The 19,565-nt window shown below is 72.1% G+C and carries 22 protein-coding genes; 14 read left to right on the top strand and 8 right to left on the bottom strand.

The window, feature by feature from the left end:
- Positions 1–17: 17 nt before the first annotated feature.
- From SLINC_RS05220 to SLINC_RS05210, 3 genes are read left to right on the top strand one after another with little or no spacing between them, the layout of a single operon-like run.
- A complete protein-coding gene (locus SLINC_RS05220; RefSeq protein WP_067427389.1) occupies positions 18–896 on the top strand; it encodes a class II fructose-bisphosphate aldolase in 879 nt (292 codons plus the stop codon).
- Between the two features lie 2 nt (positions 897–898).
- Entirely contained in the window at positions 899–1,744 is an 846-nt protein-coding gene (locus SLINC_RS05215; RefSeq protein ID WP_067427387.1) for a class I SAM-dependent methyltransferase, read from the top strand.
- 39 nt (positions 1,745–1,783) lie between these two features.
- Positions 1,784–2,557: an AraC family transcriptional regulator gene (locus SLINC_RS05210; RefSeq protein WP_067427382.1), complete on the top strand. Its 774-nt coding sequence runs from the start codon at positions 1,784–1,786 to the stop codon at positions 2,555–2,557.
- A gap of 48 nt (positions 2,558–2,605) precedes the next feature.
- Here SLINC_RS05210 and SLINC_RS05205 read toward each other — a convergent pair whose 3' ends face one another.
- Positions 2,606–3,739 (bottom strand): methyltransferase, encoded by a 1,134-nt coding sequence (locus SLINC_RS05205; RefSeq protein ID WP_067427380.1) that lies wholly within the window; start codon positions 3,737–3,739, stop codon positions 2,606–2,608.
- A 68-nt stretch (positions 3,740–3,807) separates the two neighbouring features.
- Here SLINC_RS05205 and SLINC_RS05200 point away from each other — a divergent pair, with 68 nt between their 5' ends.
- On the top strand, positions 3,808–4,449 hold the full coding sequence (locus tag SLINC_RS05200) for an alpha-ketoglutarate-dependent dioxygenase AlkB family protein (protein ID WP_067427374.1): 642 nt from the start codon (positions 3,808–3,810) through the stop codon (positions 4,447–4,449).
- A gap of 36 nt (positions 4,450–4,485) precedes the next feature.
- On the top strand, positions 4,486–5,724 hold the full coding sequence (locus SLINC_RS05195; protein WP_079164416.1) for an ROK family protein: 1,239 nt from the start codon (positions 4,486–4,488) through the stop codon (positions 5,722–5,724).
- 34 nt (positions 5,725–5,758) lie between these two features.
- On the opposite strand, the gene SLINC_RS05190 is transcribed toward SLINC_RS05195, so the two are convergent.
- On the bottom strand, positions 5,759–6,691 hold the full coding sequence (locus SLINC_RS05190; RefSeq protein ID WP_067427370.1) for a helix-turn-helix domain-containing protein: 933 nt from the start codon (positions 6,689–6,691) through the stop codon (positions 5,759–5,761).
- 81 nt (positions 6,692–6,772) lie between these two features.
- Here SLINC_RS05190 and SLINC_RS05185 point away from each other — a divergent pair, with 81 nt between their 5' ends.
- The 4 genes from SLINC_RS05185 (at position 6,773) to SLINC_RS05170 (ending at position 9,652) form a co-directional block, all read left to right on the top strand.
- A complete protein-coding gene (locus tag SLINC_RS05185; RefSeq protein ID WP_067427368.1) occupies positions 6,773–7,159 on the top strand; it encodes an MmcQ/YjbR family DNA-binding protein in 387 nt (128 codons plus the stop codon).
- 102 nt (positions 7,160–7,261) lie between these two features.
- The gene (locus tag SLINC_RS05180) at positions 7,262–8,581 is read left to right on the top strand and encodes a replication-associated recombination protein A (protein WP_067427366.1); all 1,320 of its coding nucleotides are present in this window, start codon (positions 7,262–7,264) and stop codon (positions 8,579–8,581) included.
- Between the two features lie 22 nt (positions 8,582–8,603).
- Positions 8,604–9,059 carry an RpiB/LacA/LacB family sugar-phosphate isomerase gene (locus tag SLINC_RS05175; protein ID WP_067427364.1) on the top strand — a complete coding sequence of 152 codons (456 nt, stop codon included), beginning with the start codon at positions 8,604–8,606 and terminating at the stop codon, positions 9,057–9,059.
- Positions 9,060–9,124: 65 nt separating this feature from the next.
- Complete coding sequence (locus tag SLINC_RS05170) at positions 9,125–9,652, top strand: hypothetical protein (RefSeq protein WP_067427358.1); 528 nt, start codon at positions 9,125–9,127, stop codon at positions 9,650–9,652.
- A gap of 16 nt (positions 9,653–9,668) precedes the next feature.
- Here SLINC_RS05170 and SLINC_RS05165 read toward each other — a convergent pair whose 3' ends face one another.
- The 4 genes from SLINC_RS05165 to SLINC_RS05150 all read right to left on the bottom strand — a co-directional run bounded on the left by SLINC_RS05165 (position 9,669) and on the right by SLINC_RS05150 (position 12,067).
- Positions 9,669–9,848, bottom strand: coding sequence for a DUF1272 domain-containing protein (locus tag SLINC_RS05165; RefSeq protein WP_067427356.1), 180 nt, complete (start codon positions 9,846–9,848; stop codon positions 9,669–9,671).
- A gap of 58 nt (positions 9,849–9,906) precedes the next feature.
- Positions 9,907–10,839 (bottom strand): phosphotriesterase family protein, encoded by a 933-nt coding sequence (locus SLINC_RS05160; RefSeq protein WP_067445013.1) that lies wholly within the window; start codon positions 10,837–10,839, stop codon positions 9,907–9,909.
- Positions 10,836–11,420, bottom strand: coding sequence for a DUF4865 family protein (locus SLINC_RS05155; RefSeq protein ID WP_067427354.1), 585 nt, complete (start codon positions 11,418–11,420; stop codon positions 10,836–10,838). The genes SLINC_RS05160 and SLINC_RS05155 overlap by 4 nt, the downstream gene beginning before the upstream one ends.
- Before the next feature lie 68 nt (positions 11,421–11,488).
- Positions 11,489–12,067 (bottom strand): TetR/AcrR family transcriptional regulator, encoded by a 579-nt coding sequence (locus tag SLINC_RS05150; protein WP_067427352.1) that lies wholly within the window; start codon positions 12,065–12,067, stop codon positions 11,489–11,491.
- A gap of 139 nt (positions 12,068–12,206) precedes the next feature.
- Between SLINC_RS05150 and SLINC_RS05145 the strand changes: the two genes are divergently transcribed.
- The 3 genes from SLINC_RS05145 to SLINC_RS05135 are packed head-to-tail and all read left to right on the top strand — an operon-like array spanning position 12,207 to position 15,819.
- On the top strand, positions 12,207–12,497 hold the full coding sequence (locus SLINC_RS05145) for an SHOCT domain-containing protein (protein ID WP_067427350.1): 291 nt from the start codon (positions 12,207–12,209) through the stop codon (positions 12,495–12,497).
- Positions 12,494–13,261, top strand: coding sequence for an ABC transporter ATP-binding protein (locus SLINC_RS05140; RefSeq protein WP_067427348.1), 768 nt, complete (start codon positions 12,494–12,496; stop codon positions 13,259–13,261). The genes SLINC_RS05145 and SLINC_RS05140 overlap by 4 nt, the downstream gene beginning before the upstream one ends.
- Positions 13,258–15,819 (top strand): ABC transporter permease, encoded by a 2,562-nt coding sequence (locus tag SLINC_RS05135; protein ID WP_067427346.1) that lies wholly within the window; start codon positions 13,258–13,260, stop codon positions 15,817–15,819. Before SLINC_RS05140 ends, SLINC_RS05135 begins: the two co-directional genes overlap by 4 nt.
- A 134-nt stretch (positions 15,820–15,953) precedes the next feature.
- On the opposite strand, the gene SLINC_RS05130 is transcribed toward SLINC_RS05135, so the two are convergent.
- The gene (locus tag SLINC_RS05130) at positions 15,954–16,502 is read right to left on the bottom strand and encodes an ATP-binding protein (RefSeq protein WP_079164414.1); all 549 of its coding nucleotides are present in this window, start codon (positions 16,500–16,502) and stop codon (positions 15,954–15,956) included.
- Between the two features lie 185 nt (positions 16,503–16,687).
- The gene (locus SLINC_RS05125; RefSeq protein WP_067427342.1) at positions 16,688–17,011 is read right to left on the bottom strand and encodes a hypothetical protein; all 324 of its coding nucleotides are present in this window, start codon (positions 17,009–17,011) and stop codon (positions 16,688–16,690) included.
- Between the two features lie 344 nt (positions 17,012–17,355).
- On the opposite strand from SLINC_RS05125, the gene cds1 reads away from it, so the two are divergent.
- Together cds1 and SLINC_RS05115 are read left to right on the top strand one after the other, a co-directional pair.
- Positions 17,356–18,480 (top strand): L-cysteine desulfhydrase Cds1, encoded by a 1,125-nt coding sequence (gene cds1 / locus SLINC_RS05120; protein WP_067427340.1) that lies wholly within the window; start codon positions 17,356–17,358, stop codon positions 18,478–18,480.
- Between the two features lie 185 nt (positions 18,481–18,665).
- Positions 18,666–19,562: a hypothetical protein gene (locus SLINC_RS05115; protein WP_237281987.1), complete on the top strand. Its 897-nt coding sequence runs from the start codon at positions 18,666–18,668 to the stop codon at positions 19,560–19,562.
- Positions 19,563–19,565 lie beyond the last annotated feature (3 nt).

Raw genomic sequence — 19,565 nt, 5'->3', positions numbered from 1 at the left:
TTCCGAAAGGAGCAGCCGTGCCCCTCGTCACCACCGGCGAACTCGTCACCCGCGCCGCCGCCCGGCACTCCGCGGTCGCCGCCTTCAACATCATCACCCTCGAACACGTCGAGGCCGTCGTCGCCGGCGCCGAGTCCGCGGACGCACCCGTCGTCCTCCAGGTCAGCGAGAACGCCGTCAGGTTCCGCCACGGCCGGCTGCTCCCGCTCGCCCGCGCGGCCGCCGCCGCGGCCGAACGCGCCGCCGTACCCGTCGCGTTGCACCTCGACCACGTCCAGAGCGACGACCTGCTGCGCCAGGCCCCCGGCGCGGGCTTCAGCTCCGTCATGTACGACGCCTCCCGGCTGCCGTACGCGGAGAACCTCGCCGCGACCCGCGCCGCCGCCGACTGGGCGCACTCCCGGAGCCTGTGGATCGAGGCCGAGTTGGGCCGGGTCGGCGGGAAGGACGGACAGGCCCCGCTGGACGCCCACGCGCCCGGCGCCCGCACCGACCCCGACGAGGCCCGTGCCTTCGTCACCGCCTCCGGTGTCGACGCCCTCGCCGTGGCCATCGGCAGCTCGCACGCGATGACCACCCGCACCGCCACCCTCGACCACGCCCTCCTCACCCGCCTGTCCGGTGCCCTGGACGTGCCGCTGGTGCTGCACGGCTCCTCCGGAGTCCCGGACGGCGAACTCGCCGCGGCCGCCGCGGGCGGCATCGCCAAGGTCAACGTCGGCACCGCCCTCAACATCGCCATGACCGGCGCGATCCGGGAGTTCCTCGCCGCCCACCCCGAGGCGGTCGACTCCCGCCAGTACCTCGACGTCGGGCGGGAAGCGATGGCACGGACGGTCGCCGGTGTCCTCCGGGTGCTGGAGGCTTCCCGGCCGTCGGCCGATGTGCATACTTAGGTATGCCTAAGTCGAAGCGGGTGCCCGAACTCGGCGAGATCCAGGAGACGTTGCTCATCCCCCTGTACGCGCGGGCGGTCGAGACCCGCAAACGACACGGCATCCTCCAGGATCCGCGAGCCGTGGAGATGGTCGAGTCCATCGACTACGACTTCTCGCGCTTCGACGGCGCCAAGAGCCTCATCGGGGCCAACCTGCGCACCCTCCAGTTCGACAGCTGGGTCCGCGACTTCCTGCGCCGGCACCCGTCCGGGACCGTCGTGGAGATCGGCACCGGCCTCAACACCCGGTTCGAGCGCCTCGACAACGGCACGGTCCACTGGTTCGACCTCGACCTGCCGGACGTCATCGCCCTCAGGCGCCGGTTCTTCGAGGACACCGACCGCCGCCACACCCTCGCCGCCTCCGTCACCGACCCCGCCTGGACCGAGGCCGTACGCGCCAGTCCCGGGCCGTACCTCCTCGTCGCCGAGGCCGTCCTGATCTACCTTGACGACCGGCAGGTCCGCTCGGTGGTCGACCTTGTCGCCGAGAGCCTGCCCGGCGCCCACCTCGCGCTGGAGACCGCGAACGACCACGCCATCGCCCGGCAGGACAGCCACGACGTCCTCGGCGCGATGGCCGCCCGCATGAAGTGGCGCTGCGACGACCCCCGACAGCTGGAGACCTGGCGCCCGGACCTGCGCCTCACCGACTCCCGCACCTTCGCCGACCTGCCCGCCGCCGAACGCCGCGCGCTGCCCCTGTCCATGCGGCTGCTGCTGCGAGCCATGGCGGTACTCCGGCGCCGCGACCTCGAGTCGTACCGGCTGAACCTCTTCCGCTTCGGCGAGAGCGGCACGGCGTGACACGGGCCACCGGACGCCCGCCCGGGTAACCTCCCCGCCATGCACGAGACGGAGCTGCACCTGGGCCAACCGCCCGTCGTGGTGAACGCCGGCGTCGGCGTGCACGGCGTCGCGAGCCGCACCGACGTGTTCCGGCTGCCCGAACTGTGGCAGCTGCACCTGTACGAGTACGACGCCGACCTCGTCGTCGATGGCACCACGCACGCCATCCGCCCCGGCCGGATCAGCCTGGTGCCACCGGGCGCCACGGTCCGCTACCGCTACCGGGGACGCTCCGAACACGTCTACGCCCACCTGAGCATCCTGGCCACCGGCCCCGCCCGCACCCTCCCCCTCGTCCAGGACGCCGGACCCGAACTGCCCCTCCTCAGCGCCCTGTTGCGGGAGGCGGTCGCCGCCGTGCCCAGGGAACCCGAGCGCACCCGCGCCGAGATCTGGGCCGCGCTGTGGCGCATCGCCGAACTGGCGCCCACCACCGGACAGCCGGGACCGCATCCCGCGGTCAGCGCCGCCATCGCCTACATCGAGGCCCATCTGGAGGGCCGGCTGACCGTGCCGGAGATCGCGCGGGCCGCGGGAGTCTCGCACAACCACCTCACCCGGCTGCTGCGCGAGACCACCGGCACCACGGTCGTCGGCTACGTCCGCCGCCGAAGACTCGACCGGGCGCACCATCTGCTGCGCGCCTCGACGCTGTCCATCCCCGCCGTCGCCGCCTCCGTCGGCATCCCCGACCTCCAGGCCTTCAACAAGGCATGCCGACGTGAACTGGGCGCCTCACCGAGGGCGTTGCGCGGCTCACCCACCGCTTGACGCCGCACCGCCTGATGTCCCACCGCTTGGCGCCCGCCGCTCGGCGTCCTACCGCTTGACGGCCTTGAGCACCACGAACTTCGGGTCACTGGCCATCAGCCTGCTGTTGCCGAACAGGCGCTTCAGCTTCAGGTGATATCCGAGATGCCGGTTGCCGATCACCCACAGCTCGCCGCCCGGACGCAGCGCACGCTTGGCGTCGGTGAACATCCGCCACGCCGTCGCGTCCGTCGTCGCCTGGTGCGAGTGGAACGGCGGATTGTTCAGCACCAGGTCGACACTGCCCGCCGGGACGCCCGCCAGCCCGTCCCCGACCCGGAACTCCGCGTGTCCCGGCACGCCGTTCGCCCGGTACGTCGCCTCCGCCGAGGCCACGGCCTGGAACGACTCGTCCACGAACAGCACCTCGGCCTCGGGATCGGCCAGCGCGACGGCCGTACCGACGACGCCGTTGCCGCACCCGAGGTCCACCACCCGTCGCGCGCCCTTCGTCTCCGGCAGGTGCTGGAGGAGGAACCGGGTGCCGACGTCGAGCCGGTCGGCGCAGAACACCCCCGCGTGGTTGACCACCGTGCGCCCCGACACCACTCCGATGCCGTCGGGCAACGCGTAGCTGTACGGCCAGGGGTTGGTGACCGGCTCCCTCGACGGCTCGGGAGTGGTGAGGATCAGCCGGGCCTTCTTCTCGGCGAGCGAGGTCCGCGTCGGGCCGAGGATCCGCTCGAACAACGTCAGCGTCGAGGTGTGGATCTCCTTCACCATGCCGGTGCCGACGACGACCGTGCCCGCGTGCACCGAGGGCGCCACCCGCAGCAGCTGGTCCTCCAGCAGCCCCAGGCTCCTCGGCACGCGCACCAGCAGCACGTCGATCCGGGAGGGCGGGGCGTCCTGCGTGGTCAGCAGCTCGACCGCGCCCGGCTCGACGCCGCTCCGGGCGAGATTGGCCCGCGTCGCCTCCCGCGTGAGGTACGAGTCGGTGATCTGCGTCGGCCGGTGCGCCGCGAGCGCCGTGACCAGCGCGCCCCAGCGGTCACCGATCACCACGACCGTCCCGGTCAGGTCCACCCCCGTCTCGGCGAGATGCCGCAGGAGGTACTCGTCGGAGGCGTCCCAGGCACGCAGCCTGTCGCGCGGATCCTCCGGAAAACGGGTCGGCGCGAGCTCGCCCCAGGGGGTCGTCATACGGTCGTCCATCGTGCGTCCAGGCTAGCCGAGCCGCGGCCCACCCTCGCTCGGGCAGGATGGGAACCATGGACGCCGAGCTGTTCCCGAGGCCCCGCACACAGATCGCGCCCGGCGCGGTGCACCTCCCCGGCTGGCTGGACACCGACCGCCAGCGCGAGCTGCTGGCCGCCTGCCGCGACTGGGCCCGTCCCCCGGCCGGCCTGCGCACCGTGCGCACCCCCGGCGGCGGCACCATGACCGCCCGCCAGGTCTGCCTCGGGTGGCACTGGTACCCGTACGGCTACGCCCGGACAGTCGTCGACGGCGACGGCACCCCCGTGAAGCCGTTCCCCGACCGGCTCGGCGACCTGGGCCGTCGGGCCGTGCGCGACGCCGTGGGCGAGGACGTGGCCGCGTACGACATCGCGCTGATCAACTTCTACGACGCCGACGCCCGCATGGGCATGCACCGTGACAGCGACGAGAAGTCCGACGCCCCGGTGGTGTCCCTGAGCCTCGGCGACACCTGTGTCTTCCGCTTCGGCAACACCGAGACCCGCACCCGCCCGTACACGGACGTCGAACTGCGCAGCGGTGATCTGTTCGTCTTCGGCGGACCCGCCCGGCTCGCCTTCCACGGCGTGCCCCGGGTGCACGCCGGCACCGCCCCGCCGGAGTTGGGACTGACCGGGCGGCTGAACATCACGCTGCGGGTCAGCGGTCTGTAGGCGGCCGTACGTGCGGATCATGGGAGACTCGCCCTCATGAGCGGGAAGGCGGACCCCCGGACGGCGGGGGAAGGGACCATCTCCAGGGCACGGTTGGACCGGGGACGCGGTGCGCTCGGGCCCGCACTGGAGCTTGTGCACACCGGACGCGCGCCGACCCGTGCGGTGCTCACCGCCGAGCTCGGGGTGACCCGGGCCACGGCCGGTGCGGTCGCCGCCGAGCTGGAGGCGCTCGGGCTGATCCGGGTGGACGCCAGGCCCGGCGCGGCGGCCGGTTCCCAGGGACGGCCCTCGCACCGGCTCGCCGTCGCCGAGAACGGCCCCGTCGTGCTGGCCGCGCAGGTGCACGCCGACGGCTTCCGGGCGGCACTGGTCGGCCTGGGCGGCCGTATCGTCGCCACCGCGCCCGGCTGCGAGACCGTCGACGCCGACCCGGCCAAGGTGCTCGTCTCGGTCGTCGAGGCCGGCGCCGACCTGCTGCGCACCACCGGACGCCGCTGCGTCGGCGCCGGCCTCGCCGTACCGTCCGCGGTCGCCGAACCGGACGGACTCGCCCTGAACCCGCTGCATCTGGCCTGGCCCGTCGGCGCGCCGGTCCGCCGCCTCTTCGAGGAGTGCGTGCGTACGGCCGGAATCACCGGACCGGCCTTCGCCGGCAACGACGTCAACCTCGCCGCGCTCGCCGAGCACCGGCACGGCGCCGGGAGGGGCGCCCGGGACCTGCTCTGCGTCGCCACCGGACACCGGGGCGTCGGCGGCGCGCTGGTCCTGGACGGGCGCCTGCACACCGGCAGTTCGGGCCTGGCCCTGGAGGTCGGCCACCTCACCGTCAACCCCGAGGGCCGCCCCTGCCACTGCGGCAGCCGCGGCTGCCTCGACGTCGAGGCCGACCCGCTGGCCTTCCTCACGGCCGCCGGACGCGACCCGGGACCCGAGGTCTCCCTGCTCCAGCAGTCCAACGACCTGGTCCGCAACCACTACGACGACCCGGCGATCCGCACCGCCGCCGAGGCGCTCATCGACCGGCTCGGCCTGGGCCTGGCCGGACTGGTCAACATCCTCAACCCGGACCGCATCATCCTCGGCGGACTCCACCGCTCCCTCCTCGAAGCCGACCCGGAGCGGCTGCGCGCGGTCGTCGCCGAGCGCAGCCTGTGGGGACAGTCCGGCGGCGTGCCCATCCTGGCGTGCACCCTCGACCACAACAGCCTCGTCGGCGCGGCGGAGTTGGCGTGGCAGCCGGTACTGGACGATCCGCTGGGCGCGCTGGCCTGACGCGGGAGATGAAGACGGACCGGACCCTGCGGGCTCAGGTCATCGGTCGGGTCCGAGCCCGGTAGGCGGCGGGTGCGAGGCCGGTGTGGTGGCGGAAGAAGCGGCCGAAGTTGGCCGTGTCGGTGAAGCCGAGGTGGGCGGCGACCGCGGGGGCGGTCCACCCGGAGTGGTCGAAGAGGCGGCGCGCTTCGAGGAGCCGGCGTTCGTTGATGATGTCCCGGGCTCCTTCGCCGGTGGCGGTCCGGGCGGCGCGGCTGAGGGTGCGCACCGAGCAGCCGAGCAGCCGGGCGTAGTCGTCGACGCGGTGCAGCTCACGGAAGTGCAGTTCCAGGGCGTCCAGGAACCGGTCGTAGGTGTCACTGCGCCCGCCGGTGGCGCTCGGGGCCGGGTCGCCTGCCGCGTGGGCGAGACGCAGCAGCAGGGTTTCCAGGAGGCTGCACCGCAGGGCGTGGTGGGTGTCGAGGGGGCGGCGTCCCAGTGCCCGGTGTTCGTCCAGGAGCTGCGCCACCGTCCGCTCCAGCCAGGGGGCGTCGTCGGGGTGCGGGGTCAGGACGGCGGGGGCGTCGTGCGCGGTGAGGGGCGCCAGCAGGCGTGCCGTGTCGGCGCGGAGCACCTCCGGCTCGAACAGGACGAAGGGACCGCGGGCGGTGCTGGGGTCGTGCCAGCACTGCACGTGCCCGGCGCGTACCCACAGCCACTGGCCGGGTGTGACGGTGTGCGTGACGTGATCGACGTCGTGGAGCAGTTCACCTTCGGTGACCAGGATCAGGTAGTGGAAGGTGGCCCGGCCGGGACGGGGCGGGTTCCACGGCCAGTCGTCGTGGTCGGCGTGGAAGTCCTCGACCGTGGTCACTTCCAGGCCGTACGGGGTGCCGACCGGCGGCTGGAAGCCGTACAGCGGGACGGAGGCCGACTCGGCCTCGGCGGTGAAGCGGGGCCCTGAGAGGTGTCGCTTGCTGACCATCACGTGTCCGCAGCCTACCGTCCTCTCCGTCGATCCCGACGAGAGAATGGGTGGGACCTCCCCCGATCACCGGAGCCGACCACCATGCCCCTCAGCGGAGAGCAGGTCCAGGACACCGCGCGCACCACGGCCCTCGCGCTGCCCGGGGTCGGCCACGGGCGCCCCTTCACCGAGCACCTGGACGTCTACAAGGTGGCGGGCAAGGTCTTCCTGATCGTCACCGACGATCCCGACGAACTCATCGTCACCGTCAAAGCGGAACCGGAGTACGGGCGGCTGCTGCGAGGCCGGCACACCTCGATCACTGCGGGCCGCTACCTCGACAAGCGGCACTGGATCTCCGTAGGAGCCGGCCGGGGCGTCTCCGCGGACCTGGTGGCCGACCTCGTCGACCACTCGTACCACCTCGTCCTGGAGACGGTGCCGCGCGACCGCCGCCCCGCCCTTCACCCACGTCGAGGTGCACGGTGACGTGACGCTCGGCGAGGATGGGCCCGGTAGACGGTCGCGGACCGGGCCGAGGCCCTCGGCCGACCGACGCACACCCGCCCTCTCGCAGTCACGGACCGCTTCATGAAGCACGAGGAACAGACACCGTCCCTGTTCGAGGACGACACGCAGCGCCCGCTGGCCGACCGGCTGCGTCCGCGCACCCTGGAGGACGTCGTCGGGCAGGAGCACCTGCTCGCGCCCGACGCTCCCCTGGGGCGCATGGTGGAGCAGGGCCGGCTGGTGTCGGCGGTCCTGTGGGGGCCGCCCGGGTGCGGGAAGACCACCATCGCCCGGCTCCTGGCGCAGCGGACCGAGCTGGTCTTCGAGCCGTTGTCGGCCACCTTCTCCGGCGTCGCCGACCTGAGGAAGGTCTTCGAGGCGGCCCGCCGCAGGCGCGAGATCGGCCGGGGCACGCTGCTGTTCGTCGACGAGATCCACCGGTTCAACCGGGCCCAGCAGGACAGCTTCCTGCCGTACGTGGAGGACGGCACCGTCGTCCTGGTCGGGGCCACCACCGAGAACCCCAGCTTCGAACTGAACGGCGCCCTGCTCTCCCGCTGCCGGGTCTTCGTCCTCCAACGCCTCGACACCGCCGCCCTGGACACCCTGATGGCCCGCGCCGAGCAGCTCACGGAGCGCGAACTGCCGCTGGACGACGAGGCCCGCCGGTCCCTCATCGCGATGGCGGACGGCGACGGCCGGTTCCTGCTCAACATGGCCGAACAACTCCAGTCCCTGCCCGCCGGCACACCACCGCTGGACACCGCCGCGCTCACCGAGCAGATCCAACGGCGCGCACCGCTGTACGACAAGGCCCAGGAGAGCCACTACAACCTGATCTCGGCGCTGCACAAATCCATGCGCGGCTCCGACCCCGACGCCGCCCTGTACTGGCTCGCCCGCATGCTCGACGGCGGCGAGGACCCTCTCTACATCGCCCGCCGCCTCGTCCGCTTCGCCAACGAGGACATCGGCACGGCCGACCCCCAGGCGGTACAGCAGGCCCTGGCCGCCTGGGACGTGTACGAACGCCTCGGCTCACCGGAAGGCGAACTCGCGATCGCCCAGGCCGTCACCTATCTGGCGACCACCCCCAAGTCCATCGCCGTCTACCGGGCCTTCGGCGCCGCACAGCAACGCGCCCGCCGGACCGGCTCCCTGATGCCACCGGCACACATCCTCAACGCGCCCACCCGCCTCATGAAGGACATCGGCTACGGCGAGGGCTACCAGTACGACCCCGACACAGCGGACGGCTTCTCCGGCGCCGACTACTTCCCCGAGGGCATGGACCGCGAGACCTTCTACCACCCCACCGGCAGCGGCCACGAGGAGGACATCCGCCGCCGACTCGCCCGGTGGTCGGCGCTGCGCGACGAACGCCGGGACACCGACGACTGACATCCCCGAGTAGGCTCGGAGCATGCGGATCTCCGTCTCCTCGGACATGGACGAGCCCGTGGCGCGCAGCCTGGTGGCGGAACTGCGCACACGCGGCCACGAGGTGAGCGCGCACGGCGCGCTGGCCCCCGGCGACGACCCCCGGTGGGCCGTCTGCTCCGAGGCCGCGGCCCGCGAGGTCACCACCGGCACGGCCGACCAGGCCATCGTGTGCTGCTGGACCGGCACCGGCGCCTCGATCGCCGCGAACAAGATCCCCGGCGTCCGCGCCGCCCTGTGCACGGACGCGTACACCGCGGACGGCGCCCGCCGCTGGAACGACGCCAACGTCCTCGCCCTCAGCCTGCGCCTCACCTCCGAACCACTGCTCAAGGAAATCCTCGACGCCTGGTTCACCGCCGAGGCCGCCACAGACACCGAGGACCGGGAGAACGTGGCCCACGTGGGGCGACTGGACTCCGGCAGAACGGCTCCTTAGCGGTCCGCGCTGGACGTCTGGATGACACGGGGGCCGCTGTCAGTGCCTGCGGCTAGCCTGCGCGCATGATCGAGACGACTGACGGCGACCGCGGATTTCCGCCCGAGCTGGCCGAGGTGGCCCGGGTGGCGTTCGACTACGACGAGGGCGAGGGCGTCGACTTCGAGCCCTACGACGCGTTCGACTCCGCCGAGGAGACCACCGACTGGCTGCGTCAATGGACCGGCAACCACGATGCCGACGGTCAGGCCTACCGGGTCTTCGGGCAGGACGGCACAGGCGGTCTCGCCGCGCTGTGGTGCGTGCGGGCGGGGCGGCCTCTCGTGGAGCAGCCCGTGGTGTTCCTGGGCTCGGAGGGGGAGCGGGGCGTGGTGGCGGCGAATCTGTCCGACTTCCTGTGGCTGCTGGCCGACGGTCTGGGCCCCATGGAGGTCGTGGAGTTCGAGCGGTACGAGGGGCGCGCGAACGCGGCGCTCACCGGACTCGCCGAGCGATACGCGACCACCCCGCGCCGCGCCGCCCGGGACATCGTCGGCACCGCCCGGGCCGAGTTCCCGACCTTCTCCGACGACATCGACGCGCTCTGCAGATGAACCCGAACCGCGCGGCTCACACGGCGCGGCGCGGCCTCGGGACCAGTTCGCCGCCGCAGTTGGGGCAGATGCCCTGCATGGAATCGGTGCACGGAACACAGAAGGTGCACTCGTAGGAGCAGATGCGGGCCGCGGCGTCGGGCGGCAGTGCCGCGGTCTCGCAGCGTTCGCACCGCTCGCGCATCTCCAGGGCCATCGCGTCACCTTTCCTCCGTCACCTCCCATCCTCCTTTCGCCCGCCGTGGCCGAAAGCGTCAGGAGGGCCAAGGAACGACACGATCGGGCCACGCCACCGCGAAAGCCCGGCCGGGGTTGTCGACGAGGATGCGCCGCACCAGCTCCTCACCCAGTTCGAGCGCGAGCCGCGGCCGCACCCGGCGCAGCAGATACGGCATCCCCGCGCCGCCGTTGACCGAACGCGCCGCCGCGGTCGTGGTGTCGCCGCCCAGGAGGAGCCGGTCACCGTGGCCCGCCTCGGCGAGGGCCCGCACGGCGTCCGGCATCCGCCAGTCCGTGGCGTGGTGGGCCCGTGACGGCCCGTCGAAGGCGAGATAACAGCCGCTCCGCGCGGCCTGGCGGTGCACGGCGAAGTCGGGGGAGCGGTTGAGATGCCCGAGGACCACCCGCTCGGGCGGCACCCCCAACTCGCCGCACAACAGGTCCAGCACGTCCAGCGCACCGGTCCCCAGCTCCAGATGGACGGCGATCGGAGCCGCCGTCGCATGATGGGCCTCGGCCGCAGCCCTCATGGTCCAGACGGCGTGCGCGTCGAGCGCGTGGAAACCCCCGGCGACCTTGATCAGCCCCGCGCGGACCCCCGACGTGCCGATGCCCTCGGTGAGTTCGGTGACGAACACCTCGGCCAGCCGGCCGCGCAGGGCGCCGAGTGTGTCCTCGGTGTAGTGGACGGCCTGGTGCAGCCCGGTCGCGGTGACGACATGCACCCCCGTCTCCCGGGACAGCGGCGGCAGATCGGCCGCCCGCCGCCCCAGCCCGTACGGCGTCCACTGCACGACGCCGGCACCGCCCTGCGCGCGGAACGCGACCAGTTCGGCCCGCGCCGCGGACGCGCTCCGCAGCTCCTCCCCGGGCAGTCGGGGACTGCCGAAGAACAGGTGGTCGTGGGCATCGCACACCCCGAACTGCTCGGCGGGCACGTCCCCGAGCACCGTACGCACCATGTTCACCACTGGCGCCCCCGGGCAAGCCGCTCGTGACCCGGCGCCGACACATGCAGCACCTCGAACACCTCACCCTCGGCCTTCGGCGTCTCGTGCCCCCAGAGTGAGAAGTGCACGAGCTCCCAACGGGCGGTGTCCACGACGGCGGCCGCGAACACCGCCCCCTCCTCCCCGGCCAGCCGCTCCGCCTCACCCACCGCGTCCGCCATGAACCCGGCCAACTCGACTCCCTCCGGCACGGGTTGGCGCCTGCGCACCGCCACCCGCCCCGGGGCGCCGACGGCGCCGCTCTCCTCGTAGGCGATCCCCGTCCACTGCCGCACCGACGGCCGCCCGAAGTCGTGGCTGAGCCCCTGGAAGGCGCCTTCCCAGAGGAAGGAGTTCATGCCCTCCACAGTGTTCCAGAGATAGAACGGCGCGTACTGGTTCACCGGCGAGCCGTTCACCCCCCGCTCCCGCATCAGATACGTCTTGAACCCGAGCCCCTCCCAGTCGTCGAGCAGATGCCCGACCCGGGCCACGCGGCCGCGGATGACGCCCATGTCGTAGTCGGCGGGCAGGGTGAGTTCGTACTGCATGGCCAGCATCAAGTGCCTCCTGAGGCGGCTCGGACCGGATGGTCGTCGCCGGTCGGCGTGCGCGTCCGTGAACCGCTTTACGAGGACTGCGGGGCGAGCAGGGACAGCAGGCCCCGTACGCCCGCGTCGAAGGCGGCGGGAGAGCCCGACGCGCGGGCGAGGACGTAGCCGCCCTGGACGGTCGCGATGACGGTCGCCGCGATCTCCTCGCCGTCCAGTGAGGCGGCGAACCGGCCCTGCTCCTTGCCCTCTTCGACGATTCCGGCGATTCGTTCGCGGATCCAGTCGAGCGTCTCGTCGACCGGCGCGCGCAGGTCGTCGTTGGCGACGATGTCCGGATCCATCGTGAGCCGCCCGATCGGACAGCCGCGCAGCACGTCGCGCTCCCGCCGCAGATACGCCTCGATGCGCTCGTACGGCGTGCCCGGCCCGCCGAGTACTCCCTCGGCGGTAGCCCGCAACTCCTCGGCCGTCCGCCGGATCGCGGCCAGGGCGAGGTCCTGTTTTCCGTCGAAGTGGTGGTACATGCTGCCCTGCCCGGCGCCCGACCGCTCCAGGATGGCCTTGGGGCTGGTGCCCACATAGCCGCGCTCCCACAGCAGCTCGCGCGTGGACTCGATCAGTCGCTCCGAGGTGCTCATCCACCCACTGTACATACTAGTAGTTACAGAGATCGAGCCCCGACGTACTCCCCGGGAGGTAGGCGCACTGCCGCTGGCCGTACGACGACCCGGACCCCTTCCCGGAGCCAGTCTCGAGTCATCACGACAACACCCACCGAGGAGATGACTCGAGATGCAGACACTCGCGCACTGGGAGGGCGGCCCGGGACCGTGGATCCTGTTCTTCCCGCTGATCTGGGCGGCGGTCGTGCTCGGCGTCGTCACCGTCCTGCGTCGCACCGTGTGGCGCGGCCGCCGGGGCTCCTGGCGTGCCGTCGCCGACGCGGGCCCCACCGGCGACTCGCCGATCGCGATGCTCGGCCGCCGCTTCGCCGCCGGGGAGATCGACGAGGAGGAGTACTGGCGCCGGCTGTCCGTCCTGGACGAGCAGTTCGGCCGTACGGGCAAGGGCGGTGCGGCATGACCGCCACGACCACCGTGCGGACGGCGGCCCGGGTCGTCGACGCCGTGAAGGTGTACGGCAGCGGCGACACCGGCGTGCGGGCCCTGGACGGGGTGAGCGTCGACTTCCCGGCGGGCCGCTTCACCGCGATCATGGGGCCCTCGGGCTCCGGCAAGTCCACCCTGATGCACTGCGCGGCCGGACTCGACAGTCTCACCTCGGGCGCCGCGTACATCGGCGGCACCGACCTGGGCTCCCTCGACGACCGCCGCCTCACCCTGCTGCGCCGGGACCGCGTCGGCTTCGTGTTCCAGGCGTTCAACCTGGTGCCGACGCTGACCGTCGCGGAGAACATCACCCTGCCGCTCGACCTCGCCGGCGGCGGGGGCGACCGGGAGTGGGTCGACGCGCTCGTCGACGTCGTCGGACTGCGCGACCGGCTGCACCACCGGCCCACCGAACTCTCCGGCGGACAACAGCAACGCGTCGCCGTGGCACGGGCGTTCGCGGGACAGCCGGACGTCGTCTTCGCCGACGAGCCGACCGGCAACCTCGACTCCCGTTCCGGCGAGGAGGTCCTTGGCCTGCTGGGGCGTGCGGCCCGCCAGACGTCCCGCACGGTCGTCATGGTCACCCACGACCCGGTCGCCGCCGCCCACGCCGACGAGGTCGTCTTCCTCGCCGACGGACGCCTGGTCGACCGCATGGAATCCCCGACCGCCGACAAGGTCCTGGACCGCATGAAGGCCTTCGAGGTCACCCCACGGACGGAGGGGCCGTCATGAACACCGCCGTACGCCTGAGCGTGTCCTCCCTGCGCGCCCACAAGCGGCGCTTCGCCGGAACGTTCCTCGCGGTCTTCCTCGGTGTGGCCTTCCTCGCCGGGACCCTCGTGATGGGCGACACCCTGCGCGCCAGCTTCGACACCATGTTCGGCAACGCGACCAGCGGCACCGACGCCGTCATCCGCAGCTCCGACGCCATCACCACCCCCGGCGAGAGCGAGGGCGTCCGGCAGCCGGTCCCCGTCGACCTGCTGAACACCGTCGACAAGGTCGCCGGTGTCGAGGCGGCCGCCCCCAACATCCAGGGCGCCGGTCAACTCGTCGGTGCGAACGGCGACCCGATCGGCGGCCAGGGCCCGCCGACCCTCGCCGGCAACTGGATCACCGACCCGGAACTCAACGCCTACCGGCTCGCCGACGGCCGCGCCCCCACGAAGTCCGGTGAGGTCGTCATCGACCGCGGCACCGCCGAGCGCGGCGACCTGAAGCTCGGTGACACCACGACCCTGCGCACGCCCGACCCGGTGAAGGTGACCGTCGTCGGCCTCGCGACCTTCGGCGGCGAGGACGGCATGGCGCAGGTGACCTTCACCGGCATGACCCAGGCCGACGCCGAGAAGTACCTCACGGCGCGGCCCGGCGAAGCGGCGAGCATCCAGGTGCGGGCCGGGCCCGGAGTCGGCCAGCAGGAGCTGGTGGACCGGCTGACTCCCGTACTGCCCGGGGGAGTCGAGGCCATCACCGGTCAGGAGTCGGCCGAGGAGAACACGGAGATGATCTCCAGCCAGTTCCTGTCCCTCTTCACGACGTTCCTGCTGGTGTTCTCGGGCGTGGCCCTGCTGGTCGCGACCTTCTCGATCCACAACACCTTCGCGATCGTCGTCGCCCAACGCACCCGGGAGAACGCCCTGTTGCGGGCCCTCGGCGCCTCGCGCCGCCAGGTCACCGCGACCACGCTCGTCGAGGCGAGCGCCGTGGCCGTGATCGCGTCGGCGGCGGGCCTGGCGGGCGGCATCGGCGTCGCCGCCGGACTCCAGGCCCTGTTCCCCGCCATCGGATTCCCCTTCCCGGAAGGGGACTTGGTGATCAGCGCGCTGTCGATGGCCCTGCCGCTCGCGGTCGGCATCGTGGTCTGCCTGGGCTCGGCCCTGCTGCCCGCCGTCCGCGCCGGCCGCACCGCACCCCTGGCGGCCCTGCGCGAGACCGCCGTCGACACCTCCGGCGCCTCCCGCGTCCGTGCCGTCACCGGCCTGGGCCTCGCCGCCCTGGCGGTCGCCGTCACGCTCACCGGCGTCCTGATGTCACCGTCCCTCTGGCTCGCGGGCACCGGCGCCGTCCTGGCCCTGGCCGCCTTCGTGGTCCTCGGCCCGGTCGCGTCCACCTCGGCCGTACGCGTCCTCGGCGGCCCCCTCGACAGGCTGCGCGGCGTCACCGGCGGCCTCGCCCGACGCAACGCGCTGCGCAGCCCCCGGCGGACGGCCGCCACGGCCAGCGCGCTGATGATCGGTGTGGCCGTGGTGTCCCTGTTCACGGTGTTCGGCGCCTCGCTGAAGGCCACCATGGACCAGACGGTCTCCCGCTCCTTCGCGGGCGACGTCGCGGTCAGCACTCCGGCCTTCGGCGGAGGCGGCAGCGGCCTCACCCCCCGCCTGGCGCCGGCGATCCAGCGGCTGCCCGAGGTGGACACGGCCGTCGGGCTGGGCCGCGGTGTCGCCGAAGTCGACGGCAAGGGACGGGCGTTGACCGTCACCGACCCGCTCGCCCTGGAACGCACCTTCGACCTCGGCAGGATCGACGGCTCCCTGCCCTCCCTCGGCACCGACGGCATCGCCATCACCAAGAGCGAGGCCGACGAGCAGGGCCTCAGGACCGGCGACAGGACCCGGCTGACCTTCACCGACGGCACGAAGGAGACCTTCACCGTCCGCGCGGTCTACGGTCGGTCCGAACTCGCCGGCGACTACGTCATCACCCGCGCCGCCTGGGCCCCGCACCGCACCCAGGACTCCGACACCCTCGTTGCCGTCTCCTTCAAGGACGGCGTCGGCGCGGGCGCCGGCACGGCCGCGGTGGAGAAGGTCGCCGAACGGTACGGCGACCCCGAGGTGCAGACCCGCGACGAGTACGCCCAGTCCGCGGCCGGCGGCATCGACATGATGCTCACCCTCGTCTACGCGCTGCTCGCCCTGGCGGTGCTCATCGCCCTCCTCGGCATCGCCAACACGCTGACCCTGGCGATCCACGAGCGCACCCGCGAACTCGGTCTGCTCAGGGCTGTCGGCCAGACCCGCGCCCAACTGCGGGCCATGGTCCGCTGGGAGTCCGTCCTGGTCGCCGCCTTCGGCACGGTCGGCGGGCTCGCCCTCGGCGGCTTCCTGGGCTGGGTGCTCGTCAAGGCCTCCGACGGCGCGAGCGACAGCTCCTTCGCCTTCGCGATGCCCCCACTCCAACTGGCGGTGGTGGCCCTGGTGGGCCTGGCCGCAGGAGCCCTCGCGGGCCTGCGCCCGGCCCGCAGGGCAGCCTGCCTGGACGTACTCAGGGCAATCGCCACGGAGTAGCCGTAGGGGCGCGCCGGTGTCGAGACGGTTGGGGGTCCCCCCTCTGGGGGAGCGCGGAGACCCGAAGGGCTGAGCACGATCGCCGTCTCGACACCGGCTGAGAGCGCCCCGAAGGCGAAAGAGCCAAGAAGGGGTCAGCCTGCTACGGCCGACCGGGCGGGGGCATGTTCGGTCCTGTGGAGGCTGACGGTGTCGACCGTGTACGCCGGTTTCTCCACGACCGCCCGTCGCGGTGGCCGGGCGGACCCCGCCCGTACGGCCGGTGGCGTCGGCAGGGTGAACCACACGACCTTGCCGGACTCGCCGTCCGGGCGGACGCCCCAGCTCTCGCTGACCGCGGCGACCATGGCGAGCCCGCGCCCACAGGTGGCGAGCGTGTCGGCGTCCTCGTGGTGCGGGACGCCCTCGATGTCGGCCACGACCGGCATGCGCGGGTCGTGGTCGTGCACCGAGACCGTGAGCCGGTCGAGCAGCAGCTCGATCTCCACGGTGCACGTCTTGTCGGGCTGGGCATGGCGGTGGACGTTGGCGAGGAGCTCGGTCACACCGAGCGCGGCGCGGTCTATGAGGGGATCCAGATGCCAGTAGCGCAACTGCGCTGAAAGGATTCTGCGGACCTGGCCGATCCGCGACGGCAGGGCTTGGAGCTCCACCGTGCAATGCCTGCTTGGGTGGCTGATCACGGCTGCGACTCCCCGACGTAGAGGTCCGGAAGAACACGGAGTTCGGATCGATTCAGCAGGGTGCCTCTGAAACGGCCGCCTGCTGTCGTGCCCGGCGGGCTGGTTCGCAGCGTTATCGCCGGTAAACCCAGAGTGACGTGGGACCAGCGTGACGCAGGGGGCGTGGTCCCGCAACTCGCGGTGGTTCAGCGGCTACGGCCCGCGGCCCGCTGTACGGCCTCGATGAACCGGCGCGCAGCCGGTGGGCCGGGTTCCCCGGGGGCGGGGTCGTGATCGCCCAGGGTCAACAGGTACCGCTTGCCGTTGAGGTCCGCCAGGGCCCGGTCGTCCGGGGCGAACCAGGGCTTGGAGGCGCGCACCGCCTGGACCGGCGCGCTGTCGATCTCACTGCCGTAACTGGTGAGCAATTCGAGCCTGCCGTCGGTGATCCGGACCTGCCCGGCCCGGGTGAGCGAACGCAGCCGCTTCCCGATCCGCACGCCGGTCGCCGTGAACTCCGGCTCCGCCATCCCGCCCCGCCCCCTTGTGCGTGTGGGTGCCGACCCGAGCCTGTGCACAGGTCGCCGTTCTGTTCGTGTCGTGATCCAGTGTGCGCCCCCGTCCGGACCTTCGTCCCGTCGGGCAGTCTGCCCGCCACCGGCGTCGAGCACCAGTGCGCACGACCGCCTCGACGTGGGCACCCGGAGCACTCGTGCGAATGCGCCCCCAGAGAGGTGCGGCAGCCGTCCACAGGCGTGCCTTTGAGATGCCCAAAGGTATGTTTATGCAGGTGAGAAGCGTGTGGGAGCTGTCTATGATCGATGTGGCGGCCGCGCGACGCGCCCGTCGGCGCGCAGCGTAAGGAGCCCCCGGCGTGAGCACCCCCCAACCGGTCAGGACCGGCGAAACCCTTGACGTCGACCACACCGATCCCGCCTACCGCCACTGGCTGAAAGAGGCCGTCCGCAAGGTGCAGGCCGACGCCAACCGGTCGGCCGACACCCATCTGCTGCGTTTTCCGCTGCCCGAGCGGTGGGGCATCGACCTGTACCTCAAGGACGAGTCGACCCACCCGACCGGCAGCCTCAAGCACCGGCTGGCCCGCTCCCTGTTCCTCTACGGCCTGTGCAATGGCTGGATCCGGCCGGGCAGCCCGGTGATCGAGGCGTCCAGCGGCTCGACGGCCGTGTCCGAGGCGTACTTCGCCAAGCTGATCGGCGTGCCCTTCATCGCCGTCATGCCGCGCACGACGAGCGCCGAGAAGATCCGCCTGATCGAGTTCCACGGCGGCCGGTGCCACTTCGTGGACGACTCACGCAGGATGTACGAGGAGTCGGCCCGCCTCGCGGTGGAGACCGGCGGCCACTACATGGACCAGTTCACGTACGCCGAACGGGCCACGGACTGGCGCGGGAACAACAACATCGCCGAGTCCATCTTCCGCCAGCTGGCCCTGGAGCGGTTCCCGGAGCCCGCGTGGATCGTCGCCACGGCCGGCACCGGCGGCACCTCGGCGACCCTCGCGCGCTACGTCCACTACATGCAGCACGACACTCGCATTTGTGTGGCCGATCCGGAGAACTCGTGTTTCTTCGAGGGATGGACCACCGGCGATCCGGACGTCACCTGTGACTGCGGCTCCCGCATCGAGGGCATCGGCCGGCCGCGCATGGAACCGAGCTTCGTACCGGGTGCGATCGACCGCATGATGAAGGTCCCGGACGCGGCCAGCGTCGCCGCCGTACGCGCCCTGGAGCGGGCCATCGGACGCAGGGCGGGCGGTTCGACGGGCACCGGCCTGTGGAGCGCGCTGAAGATCGTCGCCGAGATGGTGGCGCAGGGACGGCGGGGGAGCGTGGTGACCCTGCTGTGCGACCCCGGCGACCGCTACCTGGACAAGTACTACTCCGACGCGTGGCTCGCCGAGCAGGGCCTGGACATCGCGCCGTACACCCACGCGATCGCCTCACTGCTGGAGACGGGCGTGTGGCCCGACTGAGGCCCGCCGTGAGGAATGTGTGATTCCAGAGGTTTGTGGGGCGAATCTCGGGAGAGTCCACCGACTGTCACAGAGACATCTGTTCGAGCGCCTGACGCGGCGGTCGACCGACAGAGGGGGAACAATCCATGCATCACAACGGCACAAGACGCTGGTCGCGCGCCGTTCTCGGCGCTCTGGCGAGCGTGACCACCGCTCTCGGACTCGTCGCGGGCCTGGCCCAGCCCGCCGCGGCGGCCGACGGCACTCCGAGAGCCGTGACCAGCTACCGCTACACCAGCGAGGCCGGTGACTGGATAGGGCAGGGGACCAGCGCGACCTACACCCCCTCGACGGCGAACATCACCGTCGACGGCTCGCTGGAAGCCGTGCGGTTCCGTGTCGAGAACGACAGCGCCTGGTGGGACGTCGAACTCGCCGCCCCGTACGGCGAGAAGCTGCACCCCGGCGTCTACCGCGACGCCGAGCGGCCGGCCGGCGTGACCGGCCGTGCCCCCGGCCTCGACGCGGGCGGACAGTCCCGCGGCTGCAATGAGGTCTACGGCCAGTTCTCCGTCCACCAGATCGAGGCCGACGCATCCGGAACCGTCACCCTGCTGGACGCCACCTACACCCAGCGTTGTGAGGCTCCGGACGCCCCCGCGCTCAAGGGTGTCATCAAGTACCGCGCCTATCCCCTGTCCTTCACCTACGCCAGTGATCCGGGCGACTATCCGGGGCAGGGCCGCTCCGGCACCCACAGGGGCGCCACCAGCATCTTCTCGCTGCAAGAGTGGGGCATCGGCGGCCTGTCCTACGACGTGTCGGGCAAGCGGGAACGGTGGTCGGCGCTGCTCGTCCCGCCCACCGGCGAGAGCTTCGAGGCCGGGCGCACCTACCAGGCCGAGCGCGGCAACGGCCCCGGGATCGCCGGCCTCGACGTATCCGGCTTCGGCGGCTGCAACCGCAGCAACGGAACCCTGACCATCAGCAAGCTCGCGCGTGACGACGACGGCACGGTCACCGCACTCGCGGCCACGTTCGTACAGCACTGCGAAGGGGCCGAACCCGCGTTGCGCGGCACGATCCACTACTACGCCTGAGTT

It is taken from the genome of Streptomyces lincolnensis (assembly GCF_001685355.1).
GTDB classification, from domain to species: Bacteria; Actinomycetota; Actinomycetes; order Streptomycetales; family Streptomycetaceae; genus Streptomyces; species Streptomyces lincolnensis.
The sequence above is the reverse complement of the archived record's forward strand: the minus strand, read 5'-3'. Positions and strand labels throughout refer to the sequence as shown.

Excerpts from the sequence above, each read along its gene's own strand:
- SLINC_RS05215 (WP_067427387.1), top strand. The coding sequence starts at position 899 with ATGCCTAAGTCGAAGCGGGTGCCCGAACTCGGCGAGATCCAGGAGACG.
- SLINC_RS05210 (WP_067427382.1), top strand. The coding sequence starts at position 1,784 with ATGCACGAGACGGAGCTGCACCTGGGCCAACCGCCCGTCGTGGTGAAC.
- SLINC_RS05205 (WP_067427380.1), bottom strand. The coding sequence starts at position 3,739 with ATGACGACCCCCTGGGGCGAGCTCGCGCCGACCCGTTTTCCGGAGGAT.
- SLINC_RS05200 (WP_067427374.1), top strand. The coding sequence starts at position 3,808 with ATGGACGCCGAGCTGTTCCCGAGGCCCCGCACACAGATCGCGCCCGGC.
- SLINC_RS05195 (WP_079164416.1), top strand. The coding sequence starts at position 4,486 with ATGAGCGGGAAGGCGGACCCCCGGACGGCGGGGGAAGGGACCATCTCC.
- SLINC_RS05185 (WP_067427368.1), top strand. The coding sequence starts at position 6,773 with ATGCCCCTCAGCGGAGAGCAGGTCCAGGACACCGCGCGCACCACGGCC.
- SLINC_RS05180 (WP_067427366.1), top strand. The coding sequence starts at position 7,262 with ATGAAGCACGAGGAACAGACACCGTCCCTGTTCGAGGACGACACGCAG.
- SLINC_RS05175 (WP_067427364.1), top strand. The coding sequence starts at position 8,604 with ATGCGGATCTCCGTCTCCTCGGACATGGACGAGCCCGTGGCGCGCAGC.
- SLINC_RS05170 (WP_067427358.1), top strand. The coding sequence starts at position 9,125 with ATGATCGAGACGACTGACGGCGACCGCGGATTTCCGCCCGAGCTGGCC.
- SLINC_RS05165 (WP_067427356.1), bottom strand. The coding sequence starts at position 9,848 with ATGGCCCTGGAGATGCGCGAGCGGTGCGAACGCTGCGAGACCGCGGCA.
- SLINC_RS05155 (WP_067427354.1), bottom strand. The coding sequence starts at position 11,420 with ATGCTGGCCATGCAGTACGAACTCACCCTGCCCGCCGACTACGACATG.
- SLINC_RS05150 (WP_067427352.1), bottom strand. The coding sequence starts at position 12,067 with ATGTACAGTGGGTGGATGAGCACCTCGGAGCGACTGATCGAGTCCACG.
- SLINC_RS05145 (WP_067427350.1), top strand. The coding sequence starts at position 12,207 with ATGCAGACACTCGCGCACTGGGAGGGCGGCCCGGGACCGTGGATCCTG.
- SLINC_RS05140 (WP_067427348.1), top strand. The coding sequence starts at position 12,494 with ATGACCGCCACGACCACCGTGCGGACGGCGGCCCGGGTCGTCGACGCC.
- SLINC_RS05135 (WP_067427346.1), top strand. The coding sequence starts at position 13,258 with ATGAACACCGCCGTACGCCTGAGCGTGTCCTCCCTGCGCGCCCACAAG.
- SLINC_RS05125 (WP_067427342.1), bottom strand. The coding sequence starts at position 17,011 with ATGGCGGAGCCGGAGTTCACGGCGACCGGCGTGCGGATCGGGAAGCGG.